The sequence below is a fragment of the Corynebacterium sp. HMSC075D04 genome, from assembly GCF_001815635.1.
GTDB classification, from domain to species: domain Bacteria; phylum Actinomycetota; class Actinomycetes; order Mycobacteriales; family Mycobacteriaceae; genus Corynebacterium; species Corynebacterium coyleae.
The window spans coordinates 17,022-42,407 of the sequence record NZ_KV821355.1 but is presented as its reverse complement, the minus strand read 5'-3'; the positions used below and the strand labels follow the sequence as shown (position 1 = coordinate 42,407).

At 62.6% G+C, this 25,386-nt stretch carries 25 protein-coding genes and 1 tRNA gene; 10 read left to right on the top strand and 16 right to left on the bottom strand.

Translation table 11 applies throughout. The annotated features are described in order from the left end of the window. Position 1: 1 nt before the first annotated feature. Entirely contained in the window at positions 2–706 is a 705-nt protein-coding gene (locus HMPREF3048_RS08225; RefSeq protein WP_070422508.1) for a response regulator transcription factor, read from the bottom strand. Positions 707–871: 165 nt separating this feature from the next. Next, positions 872–944 (bottom strand) — tRNA-Thr (locus tag HMPREF3048_RS08220). Positions 945–1,010: 66 nt separating this feature from the next. On the opposite strand from HMPREF3048_RS08220, the gene HMPREF3048_RS08215 reads away from it, so the two are divergent. Genes HMPREF3048_RS08215 through HMPREF3048_RS08190 form a run of 6 tightly spaced genes read left to right on the top strand, consistent with a single transcriptional unit; the run spans position 1,011 to position 6,029 of the window. Next, positions 1,011–2,459, top strand: coding sequence for a threonine/serine exporter ThrE (locus HMPREF3048_RS08215; RefSeq protein WP_246818879.1), 1,449 nt, complete (start codon positions 1,011–1,013; stop codon positions 2,457–2,459). Between the two features lie 58 nt (positions 2,460–2,517). Then, positions 2,518–2,889, top strand: coding sequence for a hypothetical protein (locus tag HMPREF3048_RS08210; RefSeq protein ID WP_070771828.1), 372 nt, complete (start codon positions 2,518–2,520; stop codon positions 2,887–2,889). Beyond that, complete coding sequence (locus tag HMPREF3048_RS08205) at positions 2,889–4,166, top strand: alpha,alpha-trehalose-phosphate synthase (UDP-forming) (protein WP_070771827.1); 1,278 nt, start codon at positions 2,889–2,891, stop codon at positions 4,164–4,166. Before HMPREF3048_RS08210 ends, HMPREF3048_RS08205 begins: the two co-directional genes overlap by 1 nt. Next, entirely contained in the window at positions 4,163–4,564 is a 402-nt protein-coding gene (locus HMPREF3048_RS08200; protein WP_070771826.1) for a YajG family lipoprotein, read from the top strand. Before HMPREF3048_RS08205 ends, HMPREF3048_RS08200 begins: the two co-directional genes overlap by 4 nt. Then, positions 4,558–5,265 carry a trehalose-phosphatase gene (locus tag HMPREF3048_RS08195; RefSeq protein WP_070771825.1) on the top strand — a complete coding sequence of 236 codons (708 nt, stop codon included), beginning with the start codon at positions 4,558–4,560 and terminating at the stop codon, positions 5,263–5,265. Before HMPREF3048_RS08200 ends, HMPREF3048_RS08195 begins: the two co-directional genes overlap by 7 nt. Further along, positions 5,247–6,029: a CE1 family esterase gene (locus HMPREF3048_RS08190; protein ID WP_070450250.1), complete on the top strand. Its 783-nt coding sequence runs from the start codon at positions 5,247–5,249 to the stop codon at positions 6,027–6,029. Before HMPREF3048_RS08195 ends, HMPREF3048_RS08190 begins: the two co-directional genes overlap by 19 nt. Here the strand turns inward: HMPREF3048_RS08190 and rlmB are convergent. The 6 genes from rlmB to HMPREF3048_RS08160 form a co-directional block, all read right to left on the bottom strand. Further along, complete coding sequence (gene rlmB, locus HMPREF3048_RS08185; protein WP_070422501.1) at positions 5,992–6,924, bottom strand: 23S rRNA (guanosine(2251)-2'-O)-methyltransferase RlmB; 933 nt, start codon at positions 6,922–6,924, stop codon at positions 5,992–5,994. The two genes, HMPREF3048_RS08190 and rlmB, sit on opposite strands and share 38 nt — an antisense overlap. A gap of 3 nt (positions 6,925–6,927) precedes the next feature. Beyond that, a complete protein-coding gene (gene cysS / locus HMPREF3048_RS08180; protein WP_083284732.1) occupies positions 6,928–8,286 on the bottom strand; it encodes a cysteine--tRNA ligase in 1,359 nt (452 codons plus the stop codon). Between the two features lie 5 nt (positions 8,287–8,291). Continuing rightward, complete coding sequence (gene ispF / locus HMPREF3048_RS08175; protein WP_070422499.1) at positions 8,292–8,777, bottom strand: 2-C-methyl-D-erythritol 2,4-cyclodiphosphate synthase; 486 nt, start codon at positions 8,775–8,777, stop codon at positions 8,292–8,294. Then, positions 8,774–10,249: an HNH endonuclease signature motif containing protein gene (locus HMPREF3048_RS08170; RefSeq protein ID WP_070771824.1), complete on the bottom strand. Its 1,476-nt coding sequence runs from the start codon at positions 10,247–10,249 to the stop codon at positions 8,774–8,776. Before HMPREF3048_RS08170 ends, ispF begins: the two co-directional genes overlap by 4 nt. Before the next feature lie 99 nt (positions 10,250–10,348). After that, the gene (ispD, locus tag HMPREF3048_RS08165) at positions 10,349–11,071 is read right to left on the bottom strand and encodes a 2-C-methyl-D-erythritol 4-phosphate cytidylyltransferase (protein ID WP_070771823.1); all 723 of its coding nucleotides are present in this window, start codon (positions 11,069–11,071) and stop codon (positions 10,349–10,351) included. A gap of 9 nt (positions 11,072–11,080) precedes the next feature. Next, the gene (locus HMPREF3048_RS08160) at positions 11,081–11,659 is read right to left on the bottom strand and encodes a CarD family transcriptional regulator (protein WP_070422496.1); all 579 of its coding nucleotides are present in this window, start codon (positions 11,657–11,659) and stop codon (positions 11,081–11,083) included. Between the two features lie 157 nt (positions 11,660–11,816). Between HMPREF3048_RS08160 and HMPREF3048_RS08155 the strand changes: the two genes are divergently transcribed. Both HMPREF3048_RS08155 and radA read left to right on the top strand, forming a co-directional pair. Continuing rightward, positions 11,817–12,356 carry a hypothetical protein gene (locus tag HMPREF3048_RS08155; RefSeq protein ID WP_070422495.1) on the top strand — a complete coding sequence of 180 codons (540 nt, stop codon included), beginning with the start codon at positions 11,817–11,819 and terminating at the stop codon, positions 12,354–12,356. Between the two features lie 118 nt (positions 12,357–12,474). Then, positions 12,475–13,839 (top strand): DNA repair protein RadA, encoded by a 1,365-nt coding sequence (radA, locus tag HMPREF3048_RS08150; RefSeq protein ID WP_070771822.1) that lies wholly within the window; start codon positions 12,475–12,477, stop codon positions 13,837–13,839. Positions 13,840–13,849: 10 nt separating this feature from the next. On the opposite strand, the gene HMPREF3048_RS08145 is transcribed toward radA, so the two are convergent. Together HMPREF3048_RS08145 and HMPREF3048_RS08140 are read right to left on the bottom strand one after the other, a co-directional pair. Further along, on the bottom strand, positions 13,850–14,533 hold the full coding sequence (locus HMPREF3048_RS08145; protein ID WP_070771821.1) for a hypothetical protein: 684 nt from the start codon (positions 14,531–14,533) through the stop codon (positions 13,850–13,852). A gap of 9 nt (positions 14,534–14,542) precedes the next feature. After that, the gene (locus HMPREF3048_RS08140) at positions 14,543–15,163 is read right to left on the bottom strand and encodes a carbonic anhydrase (protein ID WP_070422492.1); all 621 of its coding nucleotides are present in this window, start codon (positions 15,161–15,163) and stop codon (positions 14,543–14,545) included. 133 nt (positions 15,164–15,296) lie between these two features. Between HMPREF3048_RS08140 and HMPREF3048_RS08135 the strand changes: the two genes are divergently transcribed. Further along, complete coding sequence (locus HMPREF3048_RS08135; RefSeq protein ID WP_371326167.1) at positions 15,297–16,049, top strand: HhH-GPD family protein; 753 nt, start codon at positions 15,297–15,299, stop codon at positions 16,047–16,049. On the opposite strand, the gene HMPREF3048_RS11840 is transcribed toward HMPREF3048_RS08135, so the two are convergent. After that, positions 16,028–16,198, bottom strand: coding sequence for a DUF4236 domain-containing protein (locus tag HMPREF3048_RS11840; protein WP_083279432.1), 171 nt, complete (start codon positions 16,196–16,198; stop codon positions 16,028–16,030). The two genes, HMPREF3048_RS08135 and HMPREF3048_RS11840, sit on opposite strands and share 22 nt — an antisense overlap. A gap of 24 nt (positions 16,199–16,222) precedes the next feature. On the opposite strand from HMPREF3048_RS11840, the gene HMPREF3048_RS08130 reads away from it, so the two are divergent. After that, positions 16,223–17,680, top strand: a complete 1,458-nt coding sequence (locus HMPREF3048_RS08130; protein WP_070771820.1) for a lipase family protein — start codon at positions 16,223–16,225, stop codon at positions 17,678–17,680. On the opposite strand, the gene HMPREF3048_RS08125 is transcribed toward HMPREF3048_RS08130, so the two are convergent. The 5 genes from HMPREF3048_RS08125 to HMPREF3048_RS08110 form a co-directional block, all read right to left on the bottom strand. Continuing rightward, a complete protein-coding gene (locus HMPREF3048_RS08125; RefSeq protein ID WP_070422490.1) occupies positions 17,632–20,373 on the bottom strand; it encodes an ATP-dependent Clp protease ATP-binding subunit in 2,742 nt (913 codons plus the stop codon). The genes HMPREF3048_RS08130 and HMPREF3048_RS08125 overlap by 49 nt on opposite strands. A gap of 130 nt (positions 20,374–20,503) precedes the next feature. After that, on the bottom strand, positions 20,504–20,758 hold the full coding sequence (locus tag HMPREF3048_RS12565) for a CHY zinc finger protein (protein WP_083279430.1): 255 nt from the start codon (positions 20,756–20,758) through the stop codon (positions 20,504–20,506). Further along, positions 20,758–21,570 carry a MetQ/NlpA family ABC transporter substrate-binding protein gene (locus HMPREF3048_RS08120; protein ID WP_070614415.1) on the bottom strand — a complete coding sequence of 271 codons (813 nt, stop codon included), beginning with the start codon at positions 21,568–21,570 and terminating at the stop codon, positions 20,758–20,760. The genes HMPREF3048_RS12565 and HMPREF3048_RS08120 overlap by 1 nt, the downstream gene beginning before the upstream one ends. Positions 21,571–21,627: 57 nt before the next feature. Then, a complete protein-coding gene (gene ptsP, locus HMPREF3048_RS08115; RefSeq protein WP_070771819.1) occupies positions 21,628–23,319 on the bottom strand; it encodes a phosphoenolpyruvate--protein phosphotransferase in 1,692 nt (563 codons plus the stop codon). Between the two features lie 10 nt (positions 23,320–23,329). Then, positions 23,330–25,327, bottom strand: a complete 1,998-nt coding sequence (locus HMPREF3048_RS08110; protein WP_070771818.1) for a glucose PTS transporter subunit IIA — start codon at positions 25,325–25,327, stop codon at positions 23,330–23,332. Positions 25,328–25,386: the final 59 nt, after the last annotated feature.

The following is a 25,386-nucleotide window of genomic DNA, read 5'->3' as shown; positions in this document are numbered from 1 at the left end:
CCTACTGGCGTGGGGTGCGCAGCACGTAACCGACACCACGGACCGTGTGGATCAGCGGCACATCGCCCGTGTCTACCTTGCGGCGCAGGTAGGAAATGTAGGACTCGACCACGTTGCCGTCGCCGCCGAAGTCGTAGTGCCACACGTTGTCCAGGATCTTCGCCTTGGACACGACCACCTCAGCGTTGAGCATGAGGTAGCGCAGCAGGTTGAACTCCGTCGGGGAGAGCTCGACGATCTCGCCGGCTTTGGTGACCTCGTGGGTGTCGTCGTTAAGCGTCAAGTCCGCATAACGCAGAGTGGAATCCTGGTTCGAATCGTCCACCACGTTGCCGCGCCGCAGGATCACACGCAGGCGCGTGATCACCTCTTCGAGCGAGAACGGCTTGGTCACGTAATCATCCGCGCCAATGGTCAGGCCGTGGATACGGTCCTCCACGGCATCCTTTGCTGTCAGGAACAGCACCGGACTGTCAAGTCCTTCTGCTCGTAGCTTGCTGAGCAGCTCAAAGCCGTCCATCTCCGGCATCATCACGTCCAGGATGTACGCATCCGGGCGGGAGGTGCGCGCCAGCTCGAGGGCTTCCGCACCAGAGTTGGCGGTCTCCACATCAAAACCCTGGAACTTCAGAGACACCGTCAACAGTTCGACGATGTTCGGCTCGTCATCAACAACCAGCACCTTGAGGTTCTGCGAGTCAGCCATGGTTTGTGTTCTCCTTAATTTTTGCGGCAATCATGCACTTGCCACGATTAAACAACACAACGCTGTACGTCGCCTGTGTACTTGCTGCCCAAGGTTGAGCAAGTCGATCTTTGTTCGCCAAAGAAAGTGCCCCCTCGCCGATACGTATCGACGAGGGGACCCACGAGCTGGAGACGAGACTTGAACTCGCAACCTACGCATTACAAGTGCGTTGCGCTACCGATTGCGCCACTCCAGCAACGCGCTAGATCTTACACATAGCCCGTGGTCGCGCGAAAACCGCCAAGCCGATAGTGTGGCCTGTGTGGAAAAGAGATTGTGGGGAAAGCTCAGAGGTTCGCGCCAACGCTTAGCGACGATCGACGCTGCCCGCACCTCTCCTCCCCCATCCGTCCTCGCCCCGATCAACCTGACCGACCCGACCGAGGTCGCCGCGGTGATGAACATCGCCGCCCGCATTGGGGAGATCCTGATCGCCAACGCGACAACATCTGCGGACGCGATCAAGCAGATCCACACCGTGTGTTCGTCGTACGGCCTGCACTATGTGCACGTTTCCATCACGGTGAACACGATTACGCTGAACACCATCATCGGCGTGGATCATCGCACCCCAGTCAACGTGTTCCGCGTGGTCACCATGATCAGCGAGAACTACCACAAACTGCAGGAAGTGGATCGTCTGATCCGCTCGATCCGTTCAGGTGCAACACCGCCTGAGATGGCGGAGAAGATTCTCGACGAGATCGACAACGCCCCCATCCCCTACCGCAACACCCGCAACTTGGCCGGTTGGGCTGTGATGGGTTTCTTCGTCGCCATGCTGCTCGGCGGCGATTTGCTGCTCATGTTCTTCGGCGGCCTGACCGCGTTTCTCATCATGGGCTTTTCCAAGTTGCTCTCCCGTGGCGGGTTGCCCGGGTTTTTTCACAATGTGATTGGTGGGTTCGTCGCCACGCTGCCCGCTGCAATCGCCTATGACTTTTCCGCCTCGATCGGGCACACGATCAACCCCAGTCAGCTGATCGCAACAGGCATCATCGTCCTGCTTGCAGGTTTGACGCTGGTGCAATCGCTTCTCGACGGCGTCACCGGCTCCATGGTCAACGCCTCCGCCCGCTTCTTCCAAGCCATGTTGGGCACCGGCGGCATCGTCGCAGGCGTCGCCGCTGGCGTGCAGGTTTCCGAGCTGGTCGGGATGCCACTGCCACCAGTCGAGGTGCTCCCAGCTGATGCGGCGTACAACAACGTGTGGCTGACCACCTTCGGTGGCGCGATGGCGGCAGCCTCGTTCGCGGTGTGTTGCTTTGCGGAACGAGCAGCTGTGCTGCTGTCCTTCGTCACCGCAGCGACAGGTTCATTCATCTTCTACATCGTGCTCACTCCGCTCGGCGCTGGCCGACTGTTGGCTATCGCGGCGTGTGCGGTCGCCGTCGGCTTGGCCGGCGGTCTCATTTCCCGCCGCTTCTTGATCAACCCGGTAATCACTGCTGTCGCCGGCGTGACCCCGTTCCTACCCGGTTCGTGGATCTACCGCGGCATGTACGCACTGATGAACGAGCAGCTCCTGCTCGGCATGATGAACCTACTGACCGCGATCGGCACCTGCCTCGCCCTAGCCGGCGGTGTGGTGTTCGGCGAGTGGCTGGCCCGCCGCATCCGTGCCCCACAGCTCTACGTGCCGTACGAGGCGTTTAGGCGCGCTGGCCGGCTGACTTTCCAGCAGATTCGTCGGGTACGGCGCCGTCGTTAAGCAGGTGGCGTAGAATGATGGGGCTTTAGCTGTCGTTCTTGCAAGGAGGAACCCCCAAGTGCCACCTAAGATCACCGATTCGCGCCCCACCGCCGAACAAACGCATGCTGTTGAGGAGCAAACTGCGTCGGGCGCCCGTCGGATCGTGGCCACTTACGCTGAGGACTTCCTGGACGGCGTAACGCTCATGTCCATGCTGGGTGTCACCCCGCAGGGCTTCGTGTACAAGCGCTACGTCGAGGACCTGGAGCAAGCAGCGGAAGAGGAAGCGCCGAAGAAGGCCACGAAGAAGGCGACCAAGAAGAAAGCCTCGAAGAAGAAGGCAACAAAGAAGAAAGCCACCAAGAAAAAGGCTACGAAGAAGGCAGTGAAGAAGGCTGCCAAGAAGACTGCTAAAAAGTCGACGAAGAAGACCGCCAAGAAGGCCTAATGGGTAGCAACGAGTTCCTCGTCGTGGCCAACCGCCTGCCTGTAGACAAGGTGGGCGACCATTACGAGGTCTCCCCTGGCGGTTTAGTCGCAGCCCTCGCACCGGTACTGCGCTCCCGTGGGGGCTGCTGGGTGGGATGGCCTGGCGATACCAGCGCAGAACTCGAACCGTTTGAGTTCAACGGCATCTCGCTGGTCCCCGTGTGCTTGGACCAGGACGACTTCGAGGGCTTCTACGAGGGCTTTTCCAACTCCACATTGTGGCCGCTGTACCACGACCTCATCGTCACCCCCGAGTACAGGCAGGAGTGGTGGGAGCGCTATGTCGCCGTCAACGAAAAGTTTGCGCGGGCGACCGCCAAAGCCGCTGGCAAAAATGCCACGGTGTGGGTGCAGGACTACCAGCTTCAGCTCGTACCGGGGATGCTGCGCGAACTACGCCCCGACTTAACCATCGGCTTTTTCCTGCACATCCCGTTCCCGGCACCGGCGCTGTTCCAGCAGTTGCCGTGGCGCGACGAGATCCTCTCCGGCCTGTCCGGCTGCGACCTGATCGGTTTTCAGCGCACCACGGACGAAGAGAACTTCCGCCTGCTCACCACCGATATTCGTACTGGCACCTTCCCCATTTCTATTGATGCGGATGAGGTGCAGGCGGCGACGGAGTCGTCGATACGCACACTGCGCAATTCGCTCGGCAACCCGAAGCACGTGCTGCTGGGCGTGGATCGGATGGATTACACCAAGGGCATCCTGCAGCGACTGCTGGCGGTCGAGGAACTGCTGGAGGAAGGCGAACTCGACGATATTGCCGTGGTGCAGTTGGCTACGCCGTCGCGTGAACGCATCGAGCACTACCGCAAGACCCGTACGGAAGTTGAGCAGGCGATCGGGCGTATCAACGGCCGCTTCGGCCAGGTCGGCCGCCCGGTCGTGCACTACATCCACCGCGGGGTGTCCAAGGACAAGCTGGGTACCTTTTATGCAGCGGCCGACATCATGCTGGTCACACCGTTTAAGGACGGCATGAACCTCGTGGCCAAGGAGTACGTCGCCGCACACCCAAACGGCGACGGTGCGCTGGTGCTTTCCGAGTTCGCAGGCGCTGCAGTCGAACTCAACCAGGCCTACCTGTGCAACCCGTTCGACCTGGGGTCCGTCAAGGCCGCGATTGTGGCCGCAACCGACCCCGACCCGGCACGCATGCGGGCGATGCACGACTGGGTCATGGAACACGACGTGACCCGCTGGGCGCAGGACTTCTTGGAGGCGTTGTGAAGCGCGCGCTGCTGCTCGCCCCGGTGATGCTGCTCGCGGCGTGTTCGAGCCCGCAGCAGTGGCACGTCGTTGGCGTGTACACCGACCCAGAGGCGCCCGTCGCGCGCAATACCGGCGGCGCATCCGTCACCTTTTCGGGTTCGTCGTTTTCCGGCACCACCGGCTGCGCTGAGGTTTCCGGCGAGTTCGACGGGGAGGACACTGTCCGTTTACGCGATGTCACCGTCGGCGACCCGGGCGACTGCGCCGGTTGGGGCCGCCACATACACGACCAGTTGGTGCCACTGCTTCACGACGACACCGAGTTCACCGTCACCCGCCCAACCGACACCGACCTTGTGCTCACCCTGCTCAGTGACGCCGTGGATGCCCCGGCCGTTAAACTGCGCACATGGTGATTGCTCAGGCCGAAACGTTGTTGGTATGCCTCGACTTCGACGGCACGCTTGCTGAACTCAACCCCGACCCCTACGCGGTCACAATGCATCCGGCGGCCGAGGACGCGATCCGTCGCCTTGCTGCTCTCCCCGGCACCGAGGTTGCAATCCTGTCCGGCCGCCACCTCGACGGTCTGCGCCAGGTCCTGCCTTCCGGCCTCAATGTCACCCTCGTCGGCTCCCACGGCGCCGAGCCCGGGCCCACGCTTGACGACGACTCCCGCGCCCACCTCGTCGACATCGAACGCCAACTGCGCGACATCGCCATCCCGCCCGCCTATGTGGAGGTGAAGCCGTATCAGAGGGTGTTGCACGTGGCGCCGGTCGCGGATAAGCAGGCGGCCCAGGACATGCTCGACGCCGCCGCTGCCCTGCCCGCCCGAAAGATCACACTGGGACACAATGTGGTGGAGTTTTCGGCCGTGGATATCACGAAGGGCACCTGGCTCGCTGAATACAAACGTGACTTCGCGGCCACCGTGTTCGCGGGTGACGACGACACCGACGAAACCGCCATCGCCGCCCTCGGCCCCACCGACCTGGCGGTGAAGGTCGGCGACAAACCCTCCCTGGCCTCGCGTCGCGTCGCAGATGTTGACGCGATGGCTGCGCTCTTGACCGAACTCGCCGACGAAAGGGAAGCATGGAACGCCTCTCGTTAGAGCACCAAGGCCGCACCCGCACCTGGACCGCCGTCGAAGGCGATCCCGACACGCTCCTGTTGGTGCTGCACGGGTCGCGCCAGTCCGGCAACGTGATGCGCAACTTCACCGACCGCACCTTTGAAACCCTCGGCGCGACCGTGGCCTACCCGGACGGTGTGGAACACCACTTCAACGACCTGCGCACCGGTTTCAACGAATCCGCACGCCGCCTGAACATCGACGACGTCGGATTCCTACGGAAGGTCATCGCACACCACGCCCCGCGTCGCGTGATCGGCATCGGCTTTTCCAACGGCGGCCAAATGGTCATGCGCCTCCTTTTCGACGCCCCCGGCCTCCTCGACGGCGCCGCCACCTTCGGCGCCTCCATGCCCGTCGAATCCAACACGTGTGTTGGCACTTCCGATTATCAGCCCACCCCGCTCGTTTCCGTCCAAGGCACCGCCGACCCGCTCGTCCCCTACAACGGCGGCGAAGCCGGGATCGGCGGCAACAACCGTGGCCAGACCCGTTCCGCAATCAACTCTGCGCAGTTCTTTGCGGAACTCAACTCGTGTGGGTGGCGGGGGTCGTCGACAAGCGGTGCCCTGCGTATCGACGACTGGCACGGCCCCGCCCCCGTCCGCCTCATCACCATCGACGGCTTCGGCCACATGGTGCCGGTAGCCAAAACGCTCGACGCGCGGCTTGGGCCCGGCACCGACGAGATCACCGGCGGTGAGGTTATTCAGCGATTCTTCTTTGACGAGCGAACTCGCTAAGCACCACGCCCGCCGCCACCGACGCGTTGAGGGACTCCACCCAATCCGTCATCGGCACCGACATGATCACGTCGCAGTTCTCGCGCACCAGGCGTGAAATGCCCTTGCCTTCGGAGCCAACCACGATCACTACCGGGCCCGTGGCCTGGTCAAACGTGTCCAGGGTGTGCTCGCCGCCCGCATCCAGGCCGACGACCGTGTAGCCGTTGTCCTGGAACTTCTTCACCGTGCGAGTCACGTTGGTCACGCGCGCCACCGGCAACTGCGCCGCCGTACCCGCCGACGTCCGCCACGCCACACCCGTGACCTGCGCCGAACGCCGTTCCGGGATGATCACGCCGTTACCACCGAACGCCGCAGTCGAACGAATCACCGCACCAAGATTGCGCGGATCCGTAATGTTGTCCAGCACCACAAACATGCCGGGGCCATCCACCGACTCCAGCAGGTCATCCAGGTCCGCGTACTTGTACGGCTGGATCTTCAACCCAATGCCCTGGTGTAGGCCGTTACCGGTCATCGCATCCAACTGCTGACGCGGCACTTCCTGCACCGGAATGTTCTTGCTGTTCGCCAGCGCAACGGCCTCGCTCAGACGATCATCGTGGCCGGTGCCCTGCGCGACGAACAACGCCTCCGACGGCACCTTCGCCTTCAGACACTCAATGACCGGGTTGCGGCCCACCACCAGATCCGCCACCTCACGGTCGTGCCGGCCCTGCGCGCGGCGCTTCTGCTCCAACTTGCGCTTATGCGCCGCGTGGTAGACGCGATCCTCAGCCTTCGGCGTCGCACCCTTGCCCTTCAGGCCACGGCGACGCTGCCCGCCAGAGCCCTTCGTCGGACCCTTTTTGTTCTTCTTCTGTACGTCACGACGCTGATACGGTTTCGCCATCGTCTACTCCTTTACCTGCCACTGCGGCCCCTCGGCCGTGTCGGTCACTTCAATTCCCGCACGCGCCAACCGGTCGCGCACCTCGTCCGCCGTGGCCCAATCCTTCTCCGCACGCGCGGTCGCACGGCGTTCCAGTTCAGCTTCCACCAGCACGTCTAATGCCTTGCTATTGCCATTGCTTGACGACGACGGCCACGCCCCCGGATCAACACCCAACACCGCCGCCATCGCACGCACCTGCGCCGCGATCGGGGCCGGATCGGCTGCCTTATTGCCCTCGCGCACAAGGTTGTGGATTTCTGCGAGGGCTTTCGGGACGGCGAAGTCGTCGTTAAGCGCCTGCTCAAATGCCTCAGTCCACGTCGACGGCTCCGGCATACCTGCGCGCTTCACAAACTCCTCAATGCGCCTAAAGCCGGCCGCAGCTTCCTTGAGCGCCTCCGGCGAATACTCCAACACGCTGCGGTAATGCGCCGACCCGAGGTAGTAACGCAACTCCACCGGGCGTACCTCCTCCAGCATGTTGTCGATGGACAGCACATTGCCCAGGCTCTTCGACATCTTCTCGCCAGCCATGGTCACCCAGTGGTTGTGCATCCAGTACTGCGCGAAATCATCGCCCGCCGCATGCGACTGCGCCTGCTCGTTCTCGTGGTGCGGGAACTGCAGGTCAAGGCCACCACCGTGGATGTCAAACGTGCCACCCAGGTACCACGTGGACATCGCCGAGCACTCCAAGTGCCACCCCGGACGCCCATCGCCCCACGGGGTCGGCCAACTCGGCTCACCCGGCTTCGCCGCCTTCCACAACGCGAAATCACGTGCGCCACGCTTGCCCGCGTTCGACGTCTCCCCCTGCTCCATCTCCTCAACCTTGTTGCCGGAAATCGAGCCGTAATCGCCGCCCGCCTTCACCCAAGCGTCGACGTCGAAGTACACCGAACCGTCCGCTGCATAGGCGTAGCCGTTATCAATCAGGCGCTGCATGTAATCGACCATCTGCGTCACATGCCCAGTCGCCCGCGGCTCCACCGACGGTGGCAACACACCAAGCGTGTCGTACGCACGGGTGAACTCACGCTCGTACGTGGACACCCACTCCCACCAGGGGCGATTGTGCTCGTCTGCCTTGGCGAGAATCTTGTCGTCAATATCCGTGACATTACGCACGAACGCCACGTCGTTGCCCTTCGCCGCAAACCAGCGACGAACAATATCGAACGCAACACCCGAACGCAGGTGGCCAATATGCGGCTTCGCCTGCGGAGTGGCGCCACACAGATAAATCGAAACGTGGCCAGGATTCACCGGCTCGAAGTCTCGCAGCGTGCGGGTCTTGGTGTCGAAAATACGTTGATTCACGCCGTTTATCCTACGTTGCCGTTCAATTCCACCAACGCAGTGGCAATCGCCGCCCGGCCCTCACCCGAACCAGTGAACCCCATGTGGTCCGTCGTCGTCGCCGACACCGATACCGGAGCACCCAAAGCCTGCGACAACACCCGCTCTGCCTCCTCACGCACCGGGCCCATCTTCGGGGTCTGCCCAATCATTTGTGCAGAAACATTGACGACGGTGTGGCCGTGGTCGTCTACAAGCGCACGGAGCTCCTCGAGCAACTGCACCCCTCGGACCCCGTCATACTCCGGGCGGCCGACCCCGACGAACGAGCCGAGATCCCCAAGGCCCGCCGCCGACAGCACCGCGTCCACGATCGCGTGGCTGACAACATCGCCATCTGAATGACCTTCGCAACCATCCTGGCCCTCGTGCAGAATTCCGGCGATCCAGCACTCCTTCCCGGCCTGGATCTGATGGGCATCGAAGGCAGTACCAACTCGCAGATTCGTCATGGACTGAACACTACCCACTCCGGGGACGCCGAGTCGTATTCTTCGAAGCCCTCGCGCTCCAGTTCGAGGTCGCGCAGGTGTCTCTTCAGCGAGGCGAGGAGTTCCGGCGTAATCTCCGGCATCTTCTCCGGCGCATACTCGAACTTGCGGCCAAACCTATCCTCCAGCGTGGTGATCGTTTCCACGCAGGCTTCCCAGTCGTAGTCCTTTTCGTACTGCTCCACCGCCGAGTGACACCGGGCGTTGAACTCCGCACTGTCGCGGCGCCGCTTCCGACGCTGTTCCAGAGTGGACTTCCACCGCGGGTTTTCACCTTCGGCGAGATACTCGACGATCAAGCCGTCGGGTTCGCTGACCTGGAAGGTGCCGTCATCGAAAAGCCAGACGACTTCGCCCGTGACGTGATCGACCACATAGGTAGCGCGGCGGTCCGTCTTGATGTTGTGGTGACGCTGGCACAGACAGAACAGGTTCGACGGCGTCGTTTTGCCGCCGTTGCCGTAGGGAATGCGGTGGTCGAGCTGGCAGCGCTTCGCGGCAACGTTGCAACCCGGCCAACGGCAGGTACCGTCGCGGGTTTGCACGAACGCCTTCATTGCTTCGGTGGGCACATAGGCGTCGGTCTCGGCATGTTCAGCCTCGTCGAGGTCGATGACCTTCACCTTGGCGGTTTCTTTGAGCGCGTCGATGATTTCCGTGCCGTCTGCCCCCGACCAGCCGAAGCCGGGAACGAAGTAGCCGGCGCCTGGGGTCTTCGGCGAAAACACGTGCAGCACCAACTGAATCGACGAGTGCTGCTGGCCGGTGAGGATCATCTGCAGTGCATCGTCACGACTGAGCTTGTGTTCCTTCGCGACGGCACCGACATACATATCCATCAGACCAATCGTTGCCGAGTCGCCAGAGATATTCAGACCGGCGTCCCCGTCGTCTTGGCCATAGAACACGCCTTGGCAGGTGCCGAATGGCGCATCTTTTGCTTTCTTGCGAGCTTTCGTTTTCTTCGGGCTTGGTGCCAACTTCGCATCAACCTGCTTGATCCGGTCCCGCAGGCGGCGCTTTAGCGACGTCGCCGATGGCAACTCCATCCCGGCGGAACGCGGCGTGAACACCTTGACTAGGTAGTCGTCGAACTCAGCCAACACTTCGGGCGTGGCGAGATCGTTCAACCGGTTCAGGACGGTCTCGATTGCGCTAAGGCGCGTGATATCGAGCCGTCGCGTATCAGCCTGCATTTGGCGTAGTTTCGGCAGGTCTGCCAAGACGCTATACCCAAGAATTCCGCTTTCAGCCCAGCTCACGGTACGGCCGGCGGCGCTTGCGATGCGTTGGCTTAGCAGTTCGAAGTCGTCGATAATCGCACCGGGCTCAGCGTAAGCGTGAAAGATACTGTATTCCGCGTCTCGCATCGCTTGACCTGCGACGCTGATCTGGTCACCCTGACGTTCTGTGGCGAAGTATCCGGTAGACATTGTCCCCCCTTTCGGTCTTTCAATCGAACATACATGCCACCACCGCGACAATGCAAGGGTTTTTCGAAACTTTTTAGATAATTCGTTCGAACGCCCTAGCTAGTTGCCGGGGATCTCGAACACGGTCGGCTCGGCCTCATCGGTAATGCTTTTCGCCAGGCGAAGATCGATCGGGGTGGTAATCTTGAACGCCATCGGATCGCCCTGAACAGTGGTGACGGGGGCGCCGTACCACTCCATTAGAGACGCGTCATCAGTTGCCACGAACTCGGGCGACTGCTCAAGGTAAGCACGGTTGGCGGCACGCAATTGGCGCAGGTCAAAGCCTTGCGGTGTCTGTGCGGCCCGCAAACGGCTGCGGTCCAGCGTCGCCTCCACCGCATTCACCGCACCCCCACTGACCTGTTTAATGGTGTCCGCGACAGGTACAATCGGCACCACCGCGGGCGCGCCATCGAGCACGGCACGGGCCACGCGGGCAATCATGCCGGGAGGGGTGAGGGCGCGGGCGGCGTCGTGGACGAGCACGCAGGCGTCGTCAAGCGAAATTGCTTCGAGCGCTGCGTAGATGGAGTCCGCGCGCTCCGCACCGCCATGCACAAACTGCACGTCATGCTCCCGCAGGCACTGTCGGGCATGCTCCTCCATCGCAGGACTGATGACGACGACCACCTGGTCCACAATCTCGGAGGTTTCCATCGCGGTGACGGAACGCTCCAAAAGCGTGCGCCCGCGCAACGGCACATACGCCTTTGGCACCTCAGCGCCCAGCCGGGTGCCCTGACCTGCTGCGGCAACAACCGCTACGACACGGCGGTCCAAGGGCTCGTCTTACTCGTCGTCGAAAGAAAGCTCGTCGAGGTCAACATCATCTTCGGCGTCAATATCGCCCGGCGCCTCGGAGATACCAGCCTTGACCTGCTCGTCGATGATCTTCTGGATCTCGGCTTCCATCTCCTCGACCTTCTTCTCATCGACGGGCTCTGCAAGCGCGAGCTCACCGACGAGAATCTGGCGAGCCTTGCCAAGCATGCGCTTCTCACCAGCAGAAAGACCCTTGCCCTGGTCACGGCGCCACAGGTCACGTACAACCTCGGCCACCTTATTAATGTCGCCGGAAGCAAGGCGCTCCTGGTTCGCCTTATAGCGACGAGACCAGTTGCCGGCCTCCTCAACATCCGTCTCACGCAGCACGGAGAACACCTTCTGCAGGCCCTCCTCGTTGACTACGTCACGCACACCGACAAGCTCGGAGTTCTTTACGGGCACGCGAACCTCAAGGTCTGAGTGGAGAATCTGCAGCACCAAGAAGTCCAGCTTCTCGCCGCGCATCTCACGCTCTTCGATGTCGGCGATACGCGCCGCGCCGTGGTGCGGGTAAACGACCACTTCTCCGACCTTGAATTCCATAAACGCTCCTTGGTGCTCCCGGCGAAGTTTTGACCCCACAACCCTACCACCGCCTTCAAAGCTCCGAATAGGGGATAAAATGGGAAAAGTTGCTGTCTAGGCGCTAAAGTATTCCAGAGAATAACCTTCGAAACCGTTTGACTATGGAGGACCCCACGTGAAGTCCCTGAAGCAGGTAGCCGTTATCGCTGCCGCTGGCTGCGCATCCTTGGCCCTTGTTGGCTGCTCCGCTGGCCAGATTACTCAGACCTCGAACCAGGTCGCTGCTGTGGATGGTGCCAGCGCCGCAACCGAGAACGGCGAAGTTGCTGTGCAGGATGTCACCGTCGTCTTGGCTGAGGACGGCAAGGCTGCCCTCAAGTTCACCGCGACGAACCAGGACACCTCCATGACGGATCACACGTTGAAGTCCGTCACCGCTGGTGGCAACACCGTCAAGATCGCAAACAACAACACGATTAAGTACAACTGCGTGTTGGTTGCTGATTCCGCCGAGGGCCTCGAGCGCCTGCCGCAGGATGACGCGAACTGCATCAGCTACACCGCTACCTCGCTGGCTAACGACGATTTCGCGTACGGCGGCAACGTCCCGGTCACGTTCAACTTTGACACCGGCTCCATCGACGTTGTGGCTACCGTGTCTGCACCGCACCTCGTTTCGGGCCAGGTTGACCGCGAGACTGGCGCGAAGCACTAAGAGCTTTTCGCTTATCGACGAACACATGCCGCTGGGTTAACCAGCGGCCTTTTCGTTTTCGAACACTTTTCGAACACTTGCAGGCTCCGTGTCGTGTGCGTGTTATACGGTGTCGCACATGGCTAAGAAACCTCGCGTGATCCACACGTGCTCCGAATGCGGCTACTCTTCCCCGAAGTGGCTCGGCCGCTGCCCTGAGTGCGGGTCGTGGGGAACGTTGCAAGAAGAAGCGCCGGCTGCGGTTTCCGCAGGTTCGGTAAAGACGTCTGCGCTGACACCGACGTCGCCCGCGACCCCGATCACGAAGGTGAACGCGACTGCGACGCGCACGTTGCCCTCTGGCATCCGGGAACTCGACCGGGTGTTGGGTTCCGGTGTGGTGCCGGGGTCGGTGGTGCTGATGGCCGGTGAGCCGGGCGTGGGTAAATCGACGCTGTTGCTTGAGGTTGCATCGCGGTGGGCGGCGATGGATGGCCGCAAGGCGCTATACGTGACTGCTGAGGAATCTGCAGGCCAGGTCCGTGCCCGTGCTGAGCGCACCGATGCGCTGAAAGACACGCTGTACTTGGCGGCGGAGTCGAACCTCGACGTGGTGTTTGGCCACGTCCAGCAGGTCAACCCCTCGCTGCTCATTGTGGATTCGGTGCAGACTATGCACGCCGCGGGTGTGGAGGGTGTTGCGGGTGGGGTGGCACAGTCCCGCGCAGTAACGGCTGCGCTGACCACGCTGGCGAAGACGACGAACCTGCCGATCATCCTGGTGGGGCATGTGACTAAGGACGGCAACGTGGCCGGCCCGCGCGTGCTCGAGCACCTGGTGGATGTGGTGTTGAACTTTGAGGGTGACAGGCAGTCGTCGTTACGCATGCTGCGTGGCATGAAGAATCGCTTCGGGGCGACGGACGAGGTGGGGTGCTTCGAGCAGACCGCTGGTGGCATCCGGGAGGTACCGGACCCATCGGGGCTGTTCCTCTCTCACCGCGGGAAGACTCCGGACGGTTCTGCGGTCACGGTGGCGATGGATGGCGTCCGGCCGATGCTGGCGGAAGTCCAGGCACTTACCGTCGATCCGGTGAATAAGAGCCCGCGACGCGTGGTCACGGGCTTGGATTTCAACAGGGTGCCGATGGTACTCGCCGTCCTCCAGGCACGCTGCGGGCAGCGCACGAATGACAAGGACGCGTACGTAGCAACCGTTGGCGGTGTGAAGATCACCGAAACAGCAACGGATCTTGCGGTCGCGCTGGCTACATGGTCGAGCCTGCACGAAACACCGCTGCCGCCGAAGACTGTGGTCATCGGCGAAGTGGGCCTCGCGGGTGAACTACGAAGGGTGCCTAACCTCGGACGCCGCCTGCAGGAGGCGGCGAGGTTGGGATACGAAAACGCGATCGTGCCCAGCGGAGAACTCGAACCGGTCGAGGGAATGCGGGTCAGTCAGGTCTCTACGCTCGGGGAGGCGATCGCGCTGTTAGCTAAATAACTACAAGAAACTAGGTGATGTTGAAGGGGGCTGCTTCCGAAGCATTGTCGCCGATGACCGTGTGCAGGAAGTAGGACCCCGGCTCGATCGCGGGACGGTCATCACACTTACCCGGCTGAGACACGGTGCCGGACCAGCGAGCCTGGTAGCCCTGCTTCTCCCCCGCCTTGTAGGTCTGGGTGCCGGACACGACGGGCTGGTAGCAGTCGGTGTCTGCCCACATGCGCTCGTTGGTACGCATGTCGTACACCTCGAAGCGCAGGATGTTCTCGTCAAGGTCGATGACGCAGTCGGTGTCGGTCGGGTTTTCCACTTCCATGTAGAACACCGGCTCGGTGCCTGCGGCATAGGACGGCTGGTTCGGCAACGCCTTGATCCGTAGGTCCTTGAGTTCGCATGCGCCAGTGCGGGCCGGTGCGGCCTCAACACTGGAGGAAGGTTCCTCGGACGGGGATGCGGACGCAGTCTCAGACGTAGATTCCTCAGGCGCGGCGACGGTCGGCTCGGTAGCCACGGTCGGGTTCACGGTTTGCTCGGTGGAGGTTTCGGTTGTCCCATCCGATCCGGATCCGCCGCTGCGGGCCATGGCGGAAAGCGCCCAGACCAGCAACGCCACAACCACGAGGAGGATGACGAGGGCCGCGACGCGGCGACGCATGTAGATCTCCGGGGGCAATGGGCGCTGGTTCGACATGCTTATAACTTAATCGCCGAAGTTTTCGTAGGTGGTCTCGACACGGCCGTCCGAAAGACGGTAACGCGCGCCAACCACACCGATGCTGCGCTTGCTCAAGCCAGCAACAACGGCGGGGATGCGGGCGACCAAGTGCTCGGCGCCGTGGCGGGCGTGGGCTTGCTCGACCTGTTCGCCGCGCTTTTCGGCCTCGACGATGGATGGGGCGATCTTCTCCACGAACAGGCGGGTCAGGCCATGCGGGATCTCGCCGGACTCGAACGCCTGGACTGCGGAGCCGACAGCGCCGCACTTTTCGTGGGAGAGGAACAGCACGAGGTCCACGCCGAGGCCGTCGACGGCGAACTCCACGGATGCGGAGACAGCGGAGTCGACGCAGCCGCCGGCGGTGCGGATGACGAAGATGTCGCCGAAGCCGGCGTCGAAAAGCAGCTCGACGGGCACGCGCGAGTCAGAACAACCGATGACACATACGGCTGGGTTCTGGCCGGAGGTGAGCTGCTGGAGTGTTTCGGCGTCGCGGTGCGGGGCGACGGTGTTGCCGGTGGCGAATCGCTCGTTGCCTGCGCGAAGCAGGTCCCACACTTCGCGCGGGGAGGTAGCGGCCTGGAGCTCTGTTGCATTAGTCATACCGGCTATTGTGGCACGCATTGTGCAGAATATTCGCCCAAATCAGATAGTTGATTGGTATCGCGCCAACGCGCGGGATTTGCCGTGGCGCAAACCGGGTACGTCACCGTGGGGTGTGCTGATCAGCGAGGTCATGAGCCACCAAACCCAGGTGGAGCGCGTTGCCCCCATTTGGTTGGAGTGGATTGAGCGCTGGCCGACTCCGCACGATTTTGCGCAGGCGCGTATCGACGACATCCTGCGCGCCTGGGCCAACCTCGGCTACCCACGGCGGGCGTTGAGGTTGCGGGAGTGCGCGCAGGTGATCGTCGACAAGCATGGCGGCGTTGTGCCGGACGATGTGGACGCGCTGCTGGCACTGCCGGGCATTGGAGATTACACGGCGCGGGCGGTGGCGTGTTTCGCCTACGGGAAGAACGTGCCGGTTGTGGACACGAATGTGCGTCGCGTGGTGGCGCGTGTGGAACGCGGCCAGGCGCTGGGGGTGCCGGGGAAGAAGGAAATCCAGGAGGTTGCGCACCTGCTTCCGGAGGACAACGGTCCCGAGTTTTCGGTCGGGCTCATGGAGCTTGGTGCGCTGGTGTGCACCGCGAAGGCACCGAAGTGCGATGCGTGCCCGATTGCGCAAGATTGTGCCTGGTTGGCGGCGGGCAGGCCGGCGCCTGAGGAGGGGCAGCGGCGGCCGTCGCAACGTTTTGAGGGCACGGATAGGCAGGTCCGCGGCAAGATTATGAAGGTACTGCGCGAGACAGATTCGCCGGTTGAGCAGGCGATTATCGACGCCGTCTGGCCCGACGACGCCCAACGCTCACGCGCACTGTTCTCACTGTTGGAGGACGGCCTCGCTGAACAAGATGAGCGCGGTTACTTCCACTTACCGCGATAGGTCAGTCCACCCGGCAGCTTGATCCACACGCCGCCACGCGAGTTGATGGTCACTGGCCCGACGCGTTTGGAGGCGGAAACGCCCGAACCGGAGTAATTCAGCCAGCTGTCCTTGCTGAGCTTCTGGCGCTTACGAAACTGGAATCCCATAGCCGGCAGTTTACACTGCTGTACATGCAAAAACGTTGGTGCTCCCTGCTCATTCCGGTGTTATTGGCCCCATCCGCGCAGGCTGCGGACCTGAGCGCGGAGTCGTTGTCGTCGCTGTCGTCGGTGGGGTCGTCGACACTCGAGGTGGTACGCGACGCGTCGTCGTTGTCGTCGCTTCCGGAGTCATCGTGGAAACCACTGGCCGGCGCACCAGGTAGCGAGGCGGGTTCCCTCGACGCGGTGAAGCGGGTGCCAGGGTCGACCGGCCAGCGCATCCGCTACACCACCACGAACGAAAAGGGCGAGAAGGTCGCGGTGACTGGGGCGTTTTACAAACACCGCCGCGCGAAGGGGCTCATCGCGCTCGCACCGGGCACGCGTGGTCTGGGTGATCAGTGCGCGCCATCGGCAGGCTCGTCCATGCTGGTGCGCATCGAAGACGGCACCGTGAACATTAACTATGAGGCGCCCCTGGTACAGAAGCTGCTGGATGCCGGCTATTCCGTGATGGTCACCGACTACATCGGGTTGGGCACCGATGGGTTGCACACCTACTTGAACAGGGTGGATCAGGGGCATGCGCTTATCGACGCCGCCCGCGCCGTCGCAAAACCAAACCAAAAAGTGGGCTTCTGGGGCTACTCCCAAGGCGGTGGCGCTGCCGCGGCCGCTGCGGAACTCGTCGCCGACTACGCCCCCGAACTCAACGTGATGGGAACGTTCTCCGGTGCCCCGCCAGCCGACCCGCTGGGTGTGCTGGAGCAAGGTACCGCCCCGATGCTCACCGCCGTGGCCGGTTTTGCCGCTGCGAGCTACTCCGAAAGCTACCCGGAATTCGGCGAGGCCCTGCAGGAACACCTCACCGACGAGGGCAAAGTCTGGCTCGAAGGACTGAAAACCTCGTGCGTGGTCGACGCCTCGTTGTCTGCGCCAGCCGACCCTTCCACACTGTTCACCGCAGGCAACTCGTTCGCTGAAGTGGTGCACTCGGATGAGCGGCTGGCGAAGTATCTGGAACTAAACAAAATGGGCACCGTCGCGCCGTCTGCGCCGATCATGGTGATGACGAATGCCGACGACGACCTCGTTCCGGAGCCGCAAGCCACCCAACTGGCTGAGGACTATTGCGCCGTCGGTGCGCAGGTGGAGTACCGACGCGTGGTGGTGCCGGGTTCCCCGACGCAACCATTGTCTTCGGGGCGTCTGCAGTTGACGCCACGCGTTCCTGGTTCGGGCCATGCCGCTCCCCTGCTTTTGCAGGCCGATAATGCGATTGCGTGGATGGATGATCGTTTCGCCGAACAGCCTATGAAACGGGTGTGCCCCTCCGACCACCCTGCATATGAGGTGGTGGAGGGGCTCAACGCGGTGGAGATCACCGCGTTAGTCCTGGGCATCCTTGGCGTGCTCGGTGCCGCAGCCGCCTGGTGGGGTTACACCGGCTCGGGGCCGTTGTCTTCCTTGCCCTCGTTGCCGTTCTGATCTTCGGCGGTCGTGTCGCGCTCATCCGGGAACTCGGAGGCTTCAGACTCCGGCTGGGTGCGCTCCGGCTCGATGTCGCGGACCTCTTCTTCCAGCTCGACGTCGAAGGCCTCCGCTGGCAGCGGGCGTGGACGTGGGGTGAAGGTGAAGGTCGCATCCGGGGCGGCCTTGCCGCGATCCTTGCGGGCCGTCTCCACGTCGCCGTCCCAGCCCTCGACGTCCACGGTGATGATCTCGCCGGCACCGATCTCGCCGAAGAGGATCTTCTCGGACAGGATGTCCTCGATCTCGCGCTGGATGGTGCGACGCAGCGGACGTGCACCCAGCACTGGGTCGAAGCCACGGACTGCCAGGAGGTTCTTGGCGTTCTCGGTGAGCTCGATGCCCATGTCCTGCGCGGCCAGGTTCTTGTCCACTCGAGCGATGAGCAGGTCCACCATCTGGACAATCTCTTCCTGGGAGAGCTGCTTGAACACGACGATCTCGTCGATACGGTTCAGGAACTCCGGACGGAAGTGCTTCTTCAGCTCGTCGTGAACCTTGCCCTTCATGCGCTCGTACTGCGCCTCGGAATCCGCAGCGGTATCCCCGGTGAAGCCCAGGCCAACCGGCTTGGAGATGTCGGAGGTACCCAGGTTCGAGGTGAAGATCAGCACCGTGTTCTTGAAGTCCACGTTGCGACCCTGGCCGTCGGTGACGTGACCTTCTTCCAGCACCTGCAGGAGGGTGTTGTAGATCTCCTTGTGGGCCTTCTCGATCTCGTCGAAAAGCACGACCGAGAACGGCTTGCGGCGCACCTTCTCGGTGAGCTGGCCGCCCTCTTCGTAGCCGACGTATCCCGGAGGGGCACCGAAGAGACGCGACGCGGTGAAGCGATCGTGGAACTCGCCCATGTCCACCTGGATCAGGGAATCGTCGTCGCCGAAGAGGAACTCTGCAAGCGCCTTCGACAGCTCCGTCTTACCCACACCGGACGGGCCAGCGAAGATGAACGAACCGGACGGACGGTTCGGATCCTTCAGACCTGCGCGGGTGCGGCGGATGGAACGGGACACAGCCTTAACAGCCTCGTCCTGGCCGATGATGCGCTTGTGCAGCTCGCCTTCCATGTTGAGCAGGCGCTTCGACTCGCTCTCGGTGAGCTTGAACACCGGGATGCCGGTCCAGTTGGCCAGCACGTCAGCGATCTGCTCCTCGCCAACCTCGGCGATGTCCTCGAGATCATCAGAGCGCCACTTCTTCTCCTTCGCGGCGCGCTCCTCGGTGAGCTTGCGCTCCGTTTCGCGCAGGCTGGCTGCCTTCTCAAAGTCCTGGGCGTCGATCGCCGCTTCCTTTTCCTTGCGGACCTCAGCGATGCGGTCGTCGACCTCACGCAGGGAATCCGGGGCGGTCATGCGCTTGATGCGCATGCGGGCGCCGGCCTCGTCGAGAAGATCGACTGCCTTATCCGGCAGGAAACGATCGTTGATGTAGCGATCCGACAGGTTCGCTGCAGCCTTGAGTGCATCGTCGGTGTAGGACACGCGGTGGTGCGCCTCGTAGCGGTCGCGCAGACCCTTGAGGATCTGGATGGTGTCCTCGATGCTCGGCTCGTCCACCTGCACCGGCTGGAAACGACGCTCAAGAGCGGCGTCCTTCTCAATGTGCTTGCGGTATTCGTCCAGCGTGGTTGCGCCGATGGTCTGGAGCTCGCCACGAGCCAGCTTCGGCTTCAGCAGCGAAGCAGCGTCGATCGCACCTTCGGCGGCACCGGCGCCGACGAGGGTGTGGATCTCGTCGATAAACAGGATGATGTCGCCGCGCTGGTTGATCTCCTTGAGCACCTTCTTCAGGCGCTCCTCGAAGTCACCGCGGTAACGCGAACCTGCAACCAGGGAGCCCAGGTCCAGCGAGTAAACCTGCTTGTCCTTCAGGGTCTCCGGGACGTTGCCGTTAGCAATGTCGAGCGCCAAGCCCTCCACGACAGCAGTCTTACCGACGCCCGGCTCACCAATGAGCACCGGGTTGTTCTTGGTACGGCGTGACAGAACCTGCATGACGCGCTCGATTTCCTTATCGCGACCCACAACCGGGTCGAGCTTGCCTTCCTTGGCAGCAGCGGTGAGGTTACGGCCGAACTGGTCGAGCACGAGCGAATTGGAACGCTCGCCGCCCTGCGGGCCGCCACCACCTGCACGGTTGCCGCCAGCACCCGCACCTGCGAAGCCTGGGCCGCCGCCCTGCTGCGGGGACTCCGGATTCTGTGCCTCGCCGCCCTCGTAACCAGACAGCAACTGGATAACCTGCTGGCGCACACGCGGCAGGTCAGCGCCGAGCTTGATCAGCACCTGCGCCGCAACGCCCTCGCCCTCACGGATCAGGCCGAGCAGCAAGAACTCGGTGCCGATGTACTTGTGGCCCATCTGCAAACCCTCACGCAGGGAGAGCTCCAGGACCTTCTTGGCGCGCGGGGTAAACGGGATGTGGCCGGTGACCGGCTGGGTGCCGTGGCCAATGATGTCGATGACCTCGCGGCGCACATCCTCAAGGTTGATACCCATGGATTCGAGGGCCTTCGCGGCGACGCCCTCGCCTTCCTTAATCAGGCCGAGCAGGATGTGCTCGGTGCCCATGTAGTTGTGATTGAGCGCGCGCGCTTCCTCCTGCGCCAGGACGATGACGCGACGGGCCCGGTCGGTAAACCGCTCGAACATGTGGCTGACCCCTTCTATAGCTAAATCGTTGTCCACCACCATAACGCCGGGGTGCGACATCACTTCCCACGTTTTGACTGCCGGGGGCGTGGAATCGTCGAAAAGCAGTGCTCAGAGGGGATGTTCACCCTTAGCGAACATCCCTGAAATACACACTTTCATGCAGTTTGCAGCCCGGATTAAACGGGTGCCCGCACGCGCCGCACATCACAGAGCGCAGTTGCTTATCGACGCCCACAAACCGGTGATCCGCCAACTCGTCATGGCACAGCGAACAGGCCCAGAGTTTGTGGCAGGCCCCGCAGGTGTTGGCGACGACGTCGCGCTCCGAATGCCAATGCGCGCACCGGCCTTGCGGGTCAACGTCGATACCGTGGATTTTCATTAATTCACCGGGATTACGGAGCCGCTGTACTTCTCGCGAATCCACTCTGCGGTCTCCGGCGAGCTCAGGTCCGCCGCCAGCTTCTCGATGCGGGGATCCTTCGCCGCGTCCTCATTGGCTGCGAGGATATTCACGTACGGGTTGTTCTCCGGACTTTCGGCAATGACAGAGTCCTCTGACGGGTTCAGGCCGACCTGGAGTGCGAAGTTGGACGACGAGATGACGCCGTCGATCGAGTCATCCGACAACGACTGGATAACGATCACATCGTCGACTGGGACGATCTCAATGTCCTTCGGGTTGTCGGTGATCGACTGCAGGTTGATCTTGGACACGTTTGCCGGATCGATCTCCTGGTCCAGACCGATGACACCGTTGGCCTCCAGCAGGATCAACGCACGCGCTAGGTCGGACGGGGAGTTCGGCGTCGCAATCTTCGCCCCTTGTTTCAGCTGATCGATGGAATCAATGGAGTTGGAGTACATCCCCATCGGCTCAATGTGGACTCCGACGATGTTGACCAACTTTTTACCGGTCTGAGTCTCCCAGTCCAGCAGGTATGGCGGATGTTGGTAGAAGTTCGCAGCAGCAGAGCCATTGGCTACCGACATGTTCGGGTCGATACCACCCGGAACGACCTTCACGTCGAGCTCGTACTCCGGATTCTTCTCATCGACATAGCGCAGAATTTCCGCATGCGGTGTCGGCACTGCTAACACCGTAAGTGGCTCGAGGTCATCCGAATCACTGGAGCAAGCAACGAGGCCAAGGCCAACTGCGGCAGACAAAGCAATGGACGCGAAACGCTTCATGGGGAAGCCCTTTCCCTATCGTGAACAACTTTGTCTGCCAATACTAGACTATGCGGTTCACAGTAGGTCAAGAATTACCGAATCTGCGATCCCAAGCACCGCCTTACGTGCATCTTCAGCGGTCCGGGCGGCAAGGGCAGCATCGGCCATCTTCCGGCAGGTATCCATGTCGTGCAGGCGCAGCGCCGCGCGCACGGCGTTGACCTTGCCGGGCGCCATAGACAGTGACTTCACGCCAAGGCCGACAAGGACGAGGGCCATGAGCGGGTCGCCGCCGGCCTCGCCGCACACGCCGATGGGTTTGCCAGTAGCTTCACCGCCACGGCAGGTCTCGCGGATCATGGACAGCACCGCGGGCTGCCAGGGCGAGAGCAGTTCGGCGAGTTCGCCCTGCATGCGGTCAGCGGCCATCGTGTACTGGGAAAGGTCGTTGGTGCCGATGGAGCCGAAGTCCACAACGTCGAGCACCTGCCCGGCGCGAATCGCGGCCGCAGGGGTTTCGACCATGATGCCCACCTGCTTCAGTCCAGCAGCGCGGGCGCGTTCGGCGAACCACTCGGCCTCCTCGACCGTGGCGACCATGGGCGCCATGACCCACAGTTCGGCGTCCGGGACGTTGCGCTGCGCGTTGGCGAGTGCCTCCAATTGGTCGGCGAGCAGATCCTCGCGGGCTTGGGACAGGCGCAGGCCACGGCGGCCGAGGGCGGGGTTTTCCTCCTCGCCAAGGTCCGCAAACGACAGCGGCTTGTCGGCGCCGGCGTCGAGGGTGCGCACCACCACGCGGCGCGCACCGAAGGCCTCGAGGACCTTGGTGTAGGTCTCGGTCTGCTCGTCCACGCTGGGCGCGGAGTCGCGGTCCAGGAAGAGAAACTCAGAGCGGAACAGGCCGGAGCCTTCCAGGTCGTAGCCCGCAGCCTTCACCGCGTCTTCGGCGGTGCCGATGTTGGCCAGCAGTTTCACGGCGTGGCCGTCGCGGGTGGCGCCGGCGCCGGCGGAGCCTTCCAGTGCGGCGGCGCGGCGGCGGGAGCGCTCGTCGAGTTCGGCGACGTCCTCATCGGACGGGGCGACGATGATTTGGCCGGTGCTGCCGTCGAGGGCGATGCGGGGGTCGTCGACAATCGCATCGGAAATGCCCTTGACCTGCACCGCAGCTGGGATGCCGAGCTGTGCGGCGAGGATCGCGGTATGCGAGGTCGCGCCACCCGCCTCGGTGACAATGCCGAGCACCATCGCCGGATCCAGTGTGGCGGTCTCGGCGGGCGCAAGATCGTGCGCGACCAGGATCGACGGCGCCGTCAGATCCGGCACGCCCGGCTCCGGCAAGCCCCGCAGGCGCGCGGTGGCGCGGTCGCGGATGTCGTAGAGGTCAGTGACACGCTCGGCCATGTAGCCGCCGAGCTTGCGCAGCTTGTTCGCGTACGTCTCCACCGCATCGTGTACCGCTTTGGTGGGGCCGCTGCCCTTCTTCAGTTCCTTGTCCACCCCGCGGGTCAGGCCACGGTCCGTGGCCAGCGCCGCGGTGGCCTCGAGCACGTCCTGCGACGCCTTCGAGTTGGCGTGCGCCGCACGTTCGCGTAACGACGACGCCACCTCCCCCAACACTTCCCGTATCCGCTGACCATCCGCCTCGGGGTCCACGGAGGCGGGCTCGTGGTTATCGATACCCACCGCCGGGGTCACTACCGCGACGGGTCCGCAGGCAGTACCGGCGGACACACCAATGCCATGAAGAACTGTGCGCTCAGTCATGGCACCGAGCCTACTCGGCGGGCGTGATCTCGAGGATGGCATCTCCAATTTCGACGGTGCCATCGGCCACGTCGTTTACTCCGCCGAGTTTCTTGGAGTTGACCACGGTGGTGATCACAGTGGTGTCGACCCCCTTGGCAGCAATCGCTGGGAAGTCCACCTCCGCCAGTGCGTCACCGGCTGCGACCTCCTGTTTCTTCTCCACCAGCGGGGTGAAGCTCTCGCCCTCGAGTTTCACGGTGTCGATGCCGATGTGCACCAGCAGTTCCGCGCCGTCGTCGGTCTTGATGCCGTACGCGTGGCCAGTCTTCGCCACAGAAATCACCTTGCCCGCAGCGGGCGCAACCACGGTGAGTTTGTCATTCGCCGGAATCACACCAACAGCCTGGCCGAGGGCGCCGGAGGCGAAGGCGGCGTCGTTAAGCGCTGCCATCGCCACAACCTCACCAGCGACAGGAGCGAGCACTGTGCTTTCAGTGCTTTGCGACGACCCCACAACCGCAACCGGCTCCTCCTCACGAGCAGCAGCCGCGCGAGCAAGCGCGTCCGCCTTCTCCTCAGGGGTGCGGTAGTCGGTGATCAGGATGATGAAGAACGAGGTGAAGAACGCCACTGCGATGGCGATCATGTAGACCCACATCGGGTCGAACACGAACATGGTCGGGATGGAGGTGAACACGAACGCGTTCGTCTTCACGCCACCGAACGGGGTGCCCAGGATCGCGATAGTCAGGCCGCCGGCGAAGCAGCCGACGAGCATGCGCGGGTAGATCTTCTTAAAGCGCAGGTGGATACCGTAGAGCGACGGCTCGGAGATGCCGCCGAGCAGGCCCGCGGCGAGGGCGGAACCGGAGGTCTGGCGCATCAGCGGGTCGCGGTCACGAATAGAAATAGCCAGCACCGCGGCGGTGGCGCCGAAGCAGGCAAAGTTCCAGGCACCCATCGGGCCCTGGATGAAGTCGTAGCCAAGGGTGTTGATGTTCACCAGCATCAGCGCGTTAAGCGGCCAGTGCAGGCCAAGCGGAACCAGGAACGGGTAGAGCATCGGGATCAGCAGCGCGAACAGGAACGGCGCATTGCCGTTCATCCACGCCAGACCAGTACCGATCCACGCGCCGAGCAGGTAGCCGAACGGGCCGATGATAAACGCGGTGACCGGGATCATGACCAGCAGCGTCAAAAACGGCACAAACACCATGTGCACGGCAGACGGAATGATCTTCTGCAACCCCTTGTACAGCAGGGCCGCAACAGCCGCCATGATCAGCGGCACGAACACGTTGCCGTTGTAGCCGTTCAGAATCATCGGCAGGCCGAACACATCGACGACGTCGGTCGGTGCGCCGAACAGATCGATCACCCGCGCATCGGGGTGGTCCTTCAAGTCAATGAAGTCCGGGGTAAATAGCGCAAGCATGATCGCCGCTGGCACCCACGGGTCGATGTTGAGCTTCTTGCCCGCGTTGTAGGCCACCGCCACCGGCAGGAAGAAGAACACCGAGCCCCACATGGCGTCGACGAACTGCCAGCCCGGCGTCTTCACTTCCGCGCGGAAGTCAATGATGTGAAACGCGTCGAGGAACGCCGCAAACGCAATGATCAGCGACGCGCCCAACAGCACACCCAGGATCGGGCGGAAGGAGTCGGAAAGGTACTCGAAGAACGTATCCAGCCACGGCATCTTGCCCTTAGCCTTGTCACGCTGCTGCTTCTTCAGCTCGTCGTTGGAAACCGAGCGGCCCGCCATCTCGGGCAGGTTATTGATCGCGTTGTACACCGTAGCCACGTCACCACCGACGATGACCTGGTAGTGGCTGCCGCCCTGGGGTACCGCGCCCATTACCTTCGGGTTTGCTTCGAGGCGGTCTTTGTCGGCCAGGGAGGCGTCGTTTAGTTCGAACCGCAGTCGGGTCGCACAGTGCGTCATCGATGCGATGTTGTCGGCCCCGCCGATTCCGGCGAGGATATCGGCAGCCTGATCTTGCAGGCTCGCCTTAGTGGTCGCCATGCTGATGCTCCTTTCAACCACATGGTTTAGTCACATCAAACGTTAGTTGGTTATAACCA

Coding starts and splice junctions, on each gene's coding strand:
- HMPREF3048_RS08125 (WP_070422490.1), bottom strand. CDS start 20,373: ATGTTCGAGCGGTTTACCGACCGGGCCCGTCGCGTCATCGTCCTGGCG.
- ptsP (WP_070771819.1), bottom strand. CDS start 23,319: ATGACTGAGCGCACAGTTCTTCATGGCATTGGTGTGTCCGCCGGTACT.
- HMPREF3048_RS08120 (WP_070614415.1), bottom strand. CDS start 21,570: ATGAAGCGTTTCGCGTCCATTGCTTTGTCTGCCGCAGTTGGCCTTGGC.
- ispF (WP_070422499.1), bottom strand. CDS start 8,777: ATGACGAATCTGCGAGTTGGTACTGCCTTCGATGCCCATCAGATCCAG.
- HMPREF3048_RS08130 (WP_070771820.1), top strand. CDS start 16,223: ATGCAAAAACGTTGGTGCTCCCTGCTCATTCCGGTGTTATTGGCCCCA.
- HMPREF3048_RS08160 (WP_070422496.1), bottom strand. CDS start 11,659: ATGGAATTCAAGGTCGGAGAAGTGGTCGTTTACCCGCACCACGGCGCG.
- HMPREF3048_RS08205 (WP_070771827.1), top strand. CDS start 2,889: ATGGGTAGCAACGAGTTCCTCGTCGTGGCCAACCGCCTGCCTGTAGAC.
- rlmB (WP_070422501.1), bottom strand. CDS start 6,924: ATGGCGAAACCGTATCAGCGTCGTGACGTACAGAAGAAGAACAAAAAG.
- HMPREF3048_RS08190 (WP_070450250.1), top strand. CDS start 5,247: ATGGAACGCCTCTCGTTAGAGCACCAAGGCCGCACCCGCACCTGGACC.
- HMPREF3048_RS08145 (WP_070771821.1), bottom strand. CDS start 14,533: ATGTCGAACCAGCGCCCATTGCCCCCGGAGATCTACATGCGTCGCCGC.
- HMPREF3048_RS08195 (WP_070771825.1), top strand. CDS start 4,558: ATGGTGATTGCTCAGGCCGAAACGTTGTTGGTATGCCTCGACTTCGAC.
- HMPREF3048_RS08140 (WP_070422492.1), bottom strand. CDS start 15,163: ATGACTAATGCAACAGAGCTCCAGGCCGCTACCTCCCCGCGCGAAGTG.
- HMPREF3048_RS08170 (WP_070771824.1), bottom strand. CDS start 10,249: ATGTCTACCGGATACTTCGCCACAGAACGTCAGGGTGACCAGATCAGC.
- HMPREF3048_RS11840 (WP_083279432.1), bottom strand. CDS start 16,198: ATGGGATTCCAGTTTCGTAAGCGCCAGAAGCTCAGCAAGGACAGCTGG.
- radA (WP_070771822.1), top strand. CDS start 12,475: ATGGCTAAGAAACCTCGCGTGATCCACACGTGCTCCGAATGCGGCTAC.
- HMPREF3048_RS12565 (WP_083279430.1), bottom strand. CDS start 20,758: ATGAAAATCCACGGTATCGACGTTGACCCGCAAGGCCGGTGCGCGCAT.
- HMPREF3048_RS08110 (WP_070771818.1), bottom strand. CDS start 25,327: ATGGCGACCACTAAGGCGAGCCTGCAAGATCAGGCTGCCGATATCCTC.
- HMPREF3048_RS08225 (WP_070422508.1), bottom strand. CDS start 706: ATGGCTGACTCGCAGAACCTCAAGGTGCTGGTTGTTGATGACGAGCCG.
- HMPREF3048_RS08135 (WP_371326167.1), top strand. CDS start 15,297: ATGAGCCACCAAACCCAGGTGGAGCGCGTTGCCCCCATTTGGTTGGAG.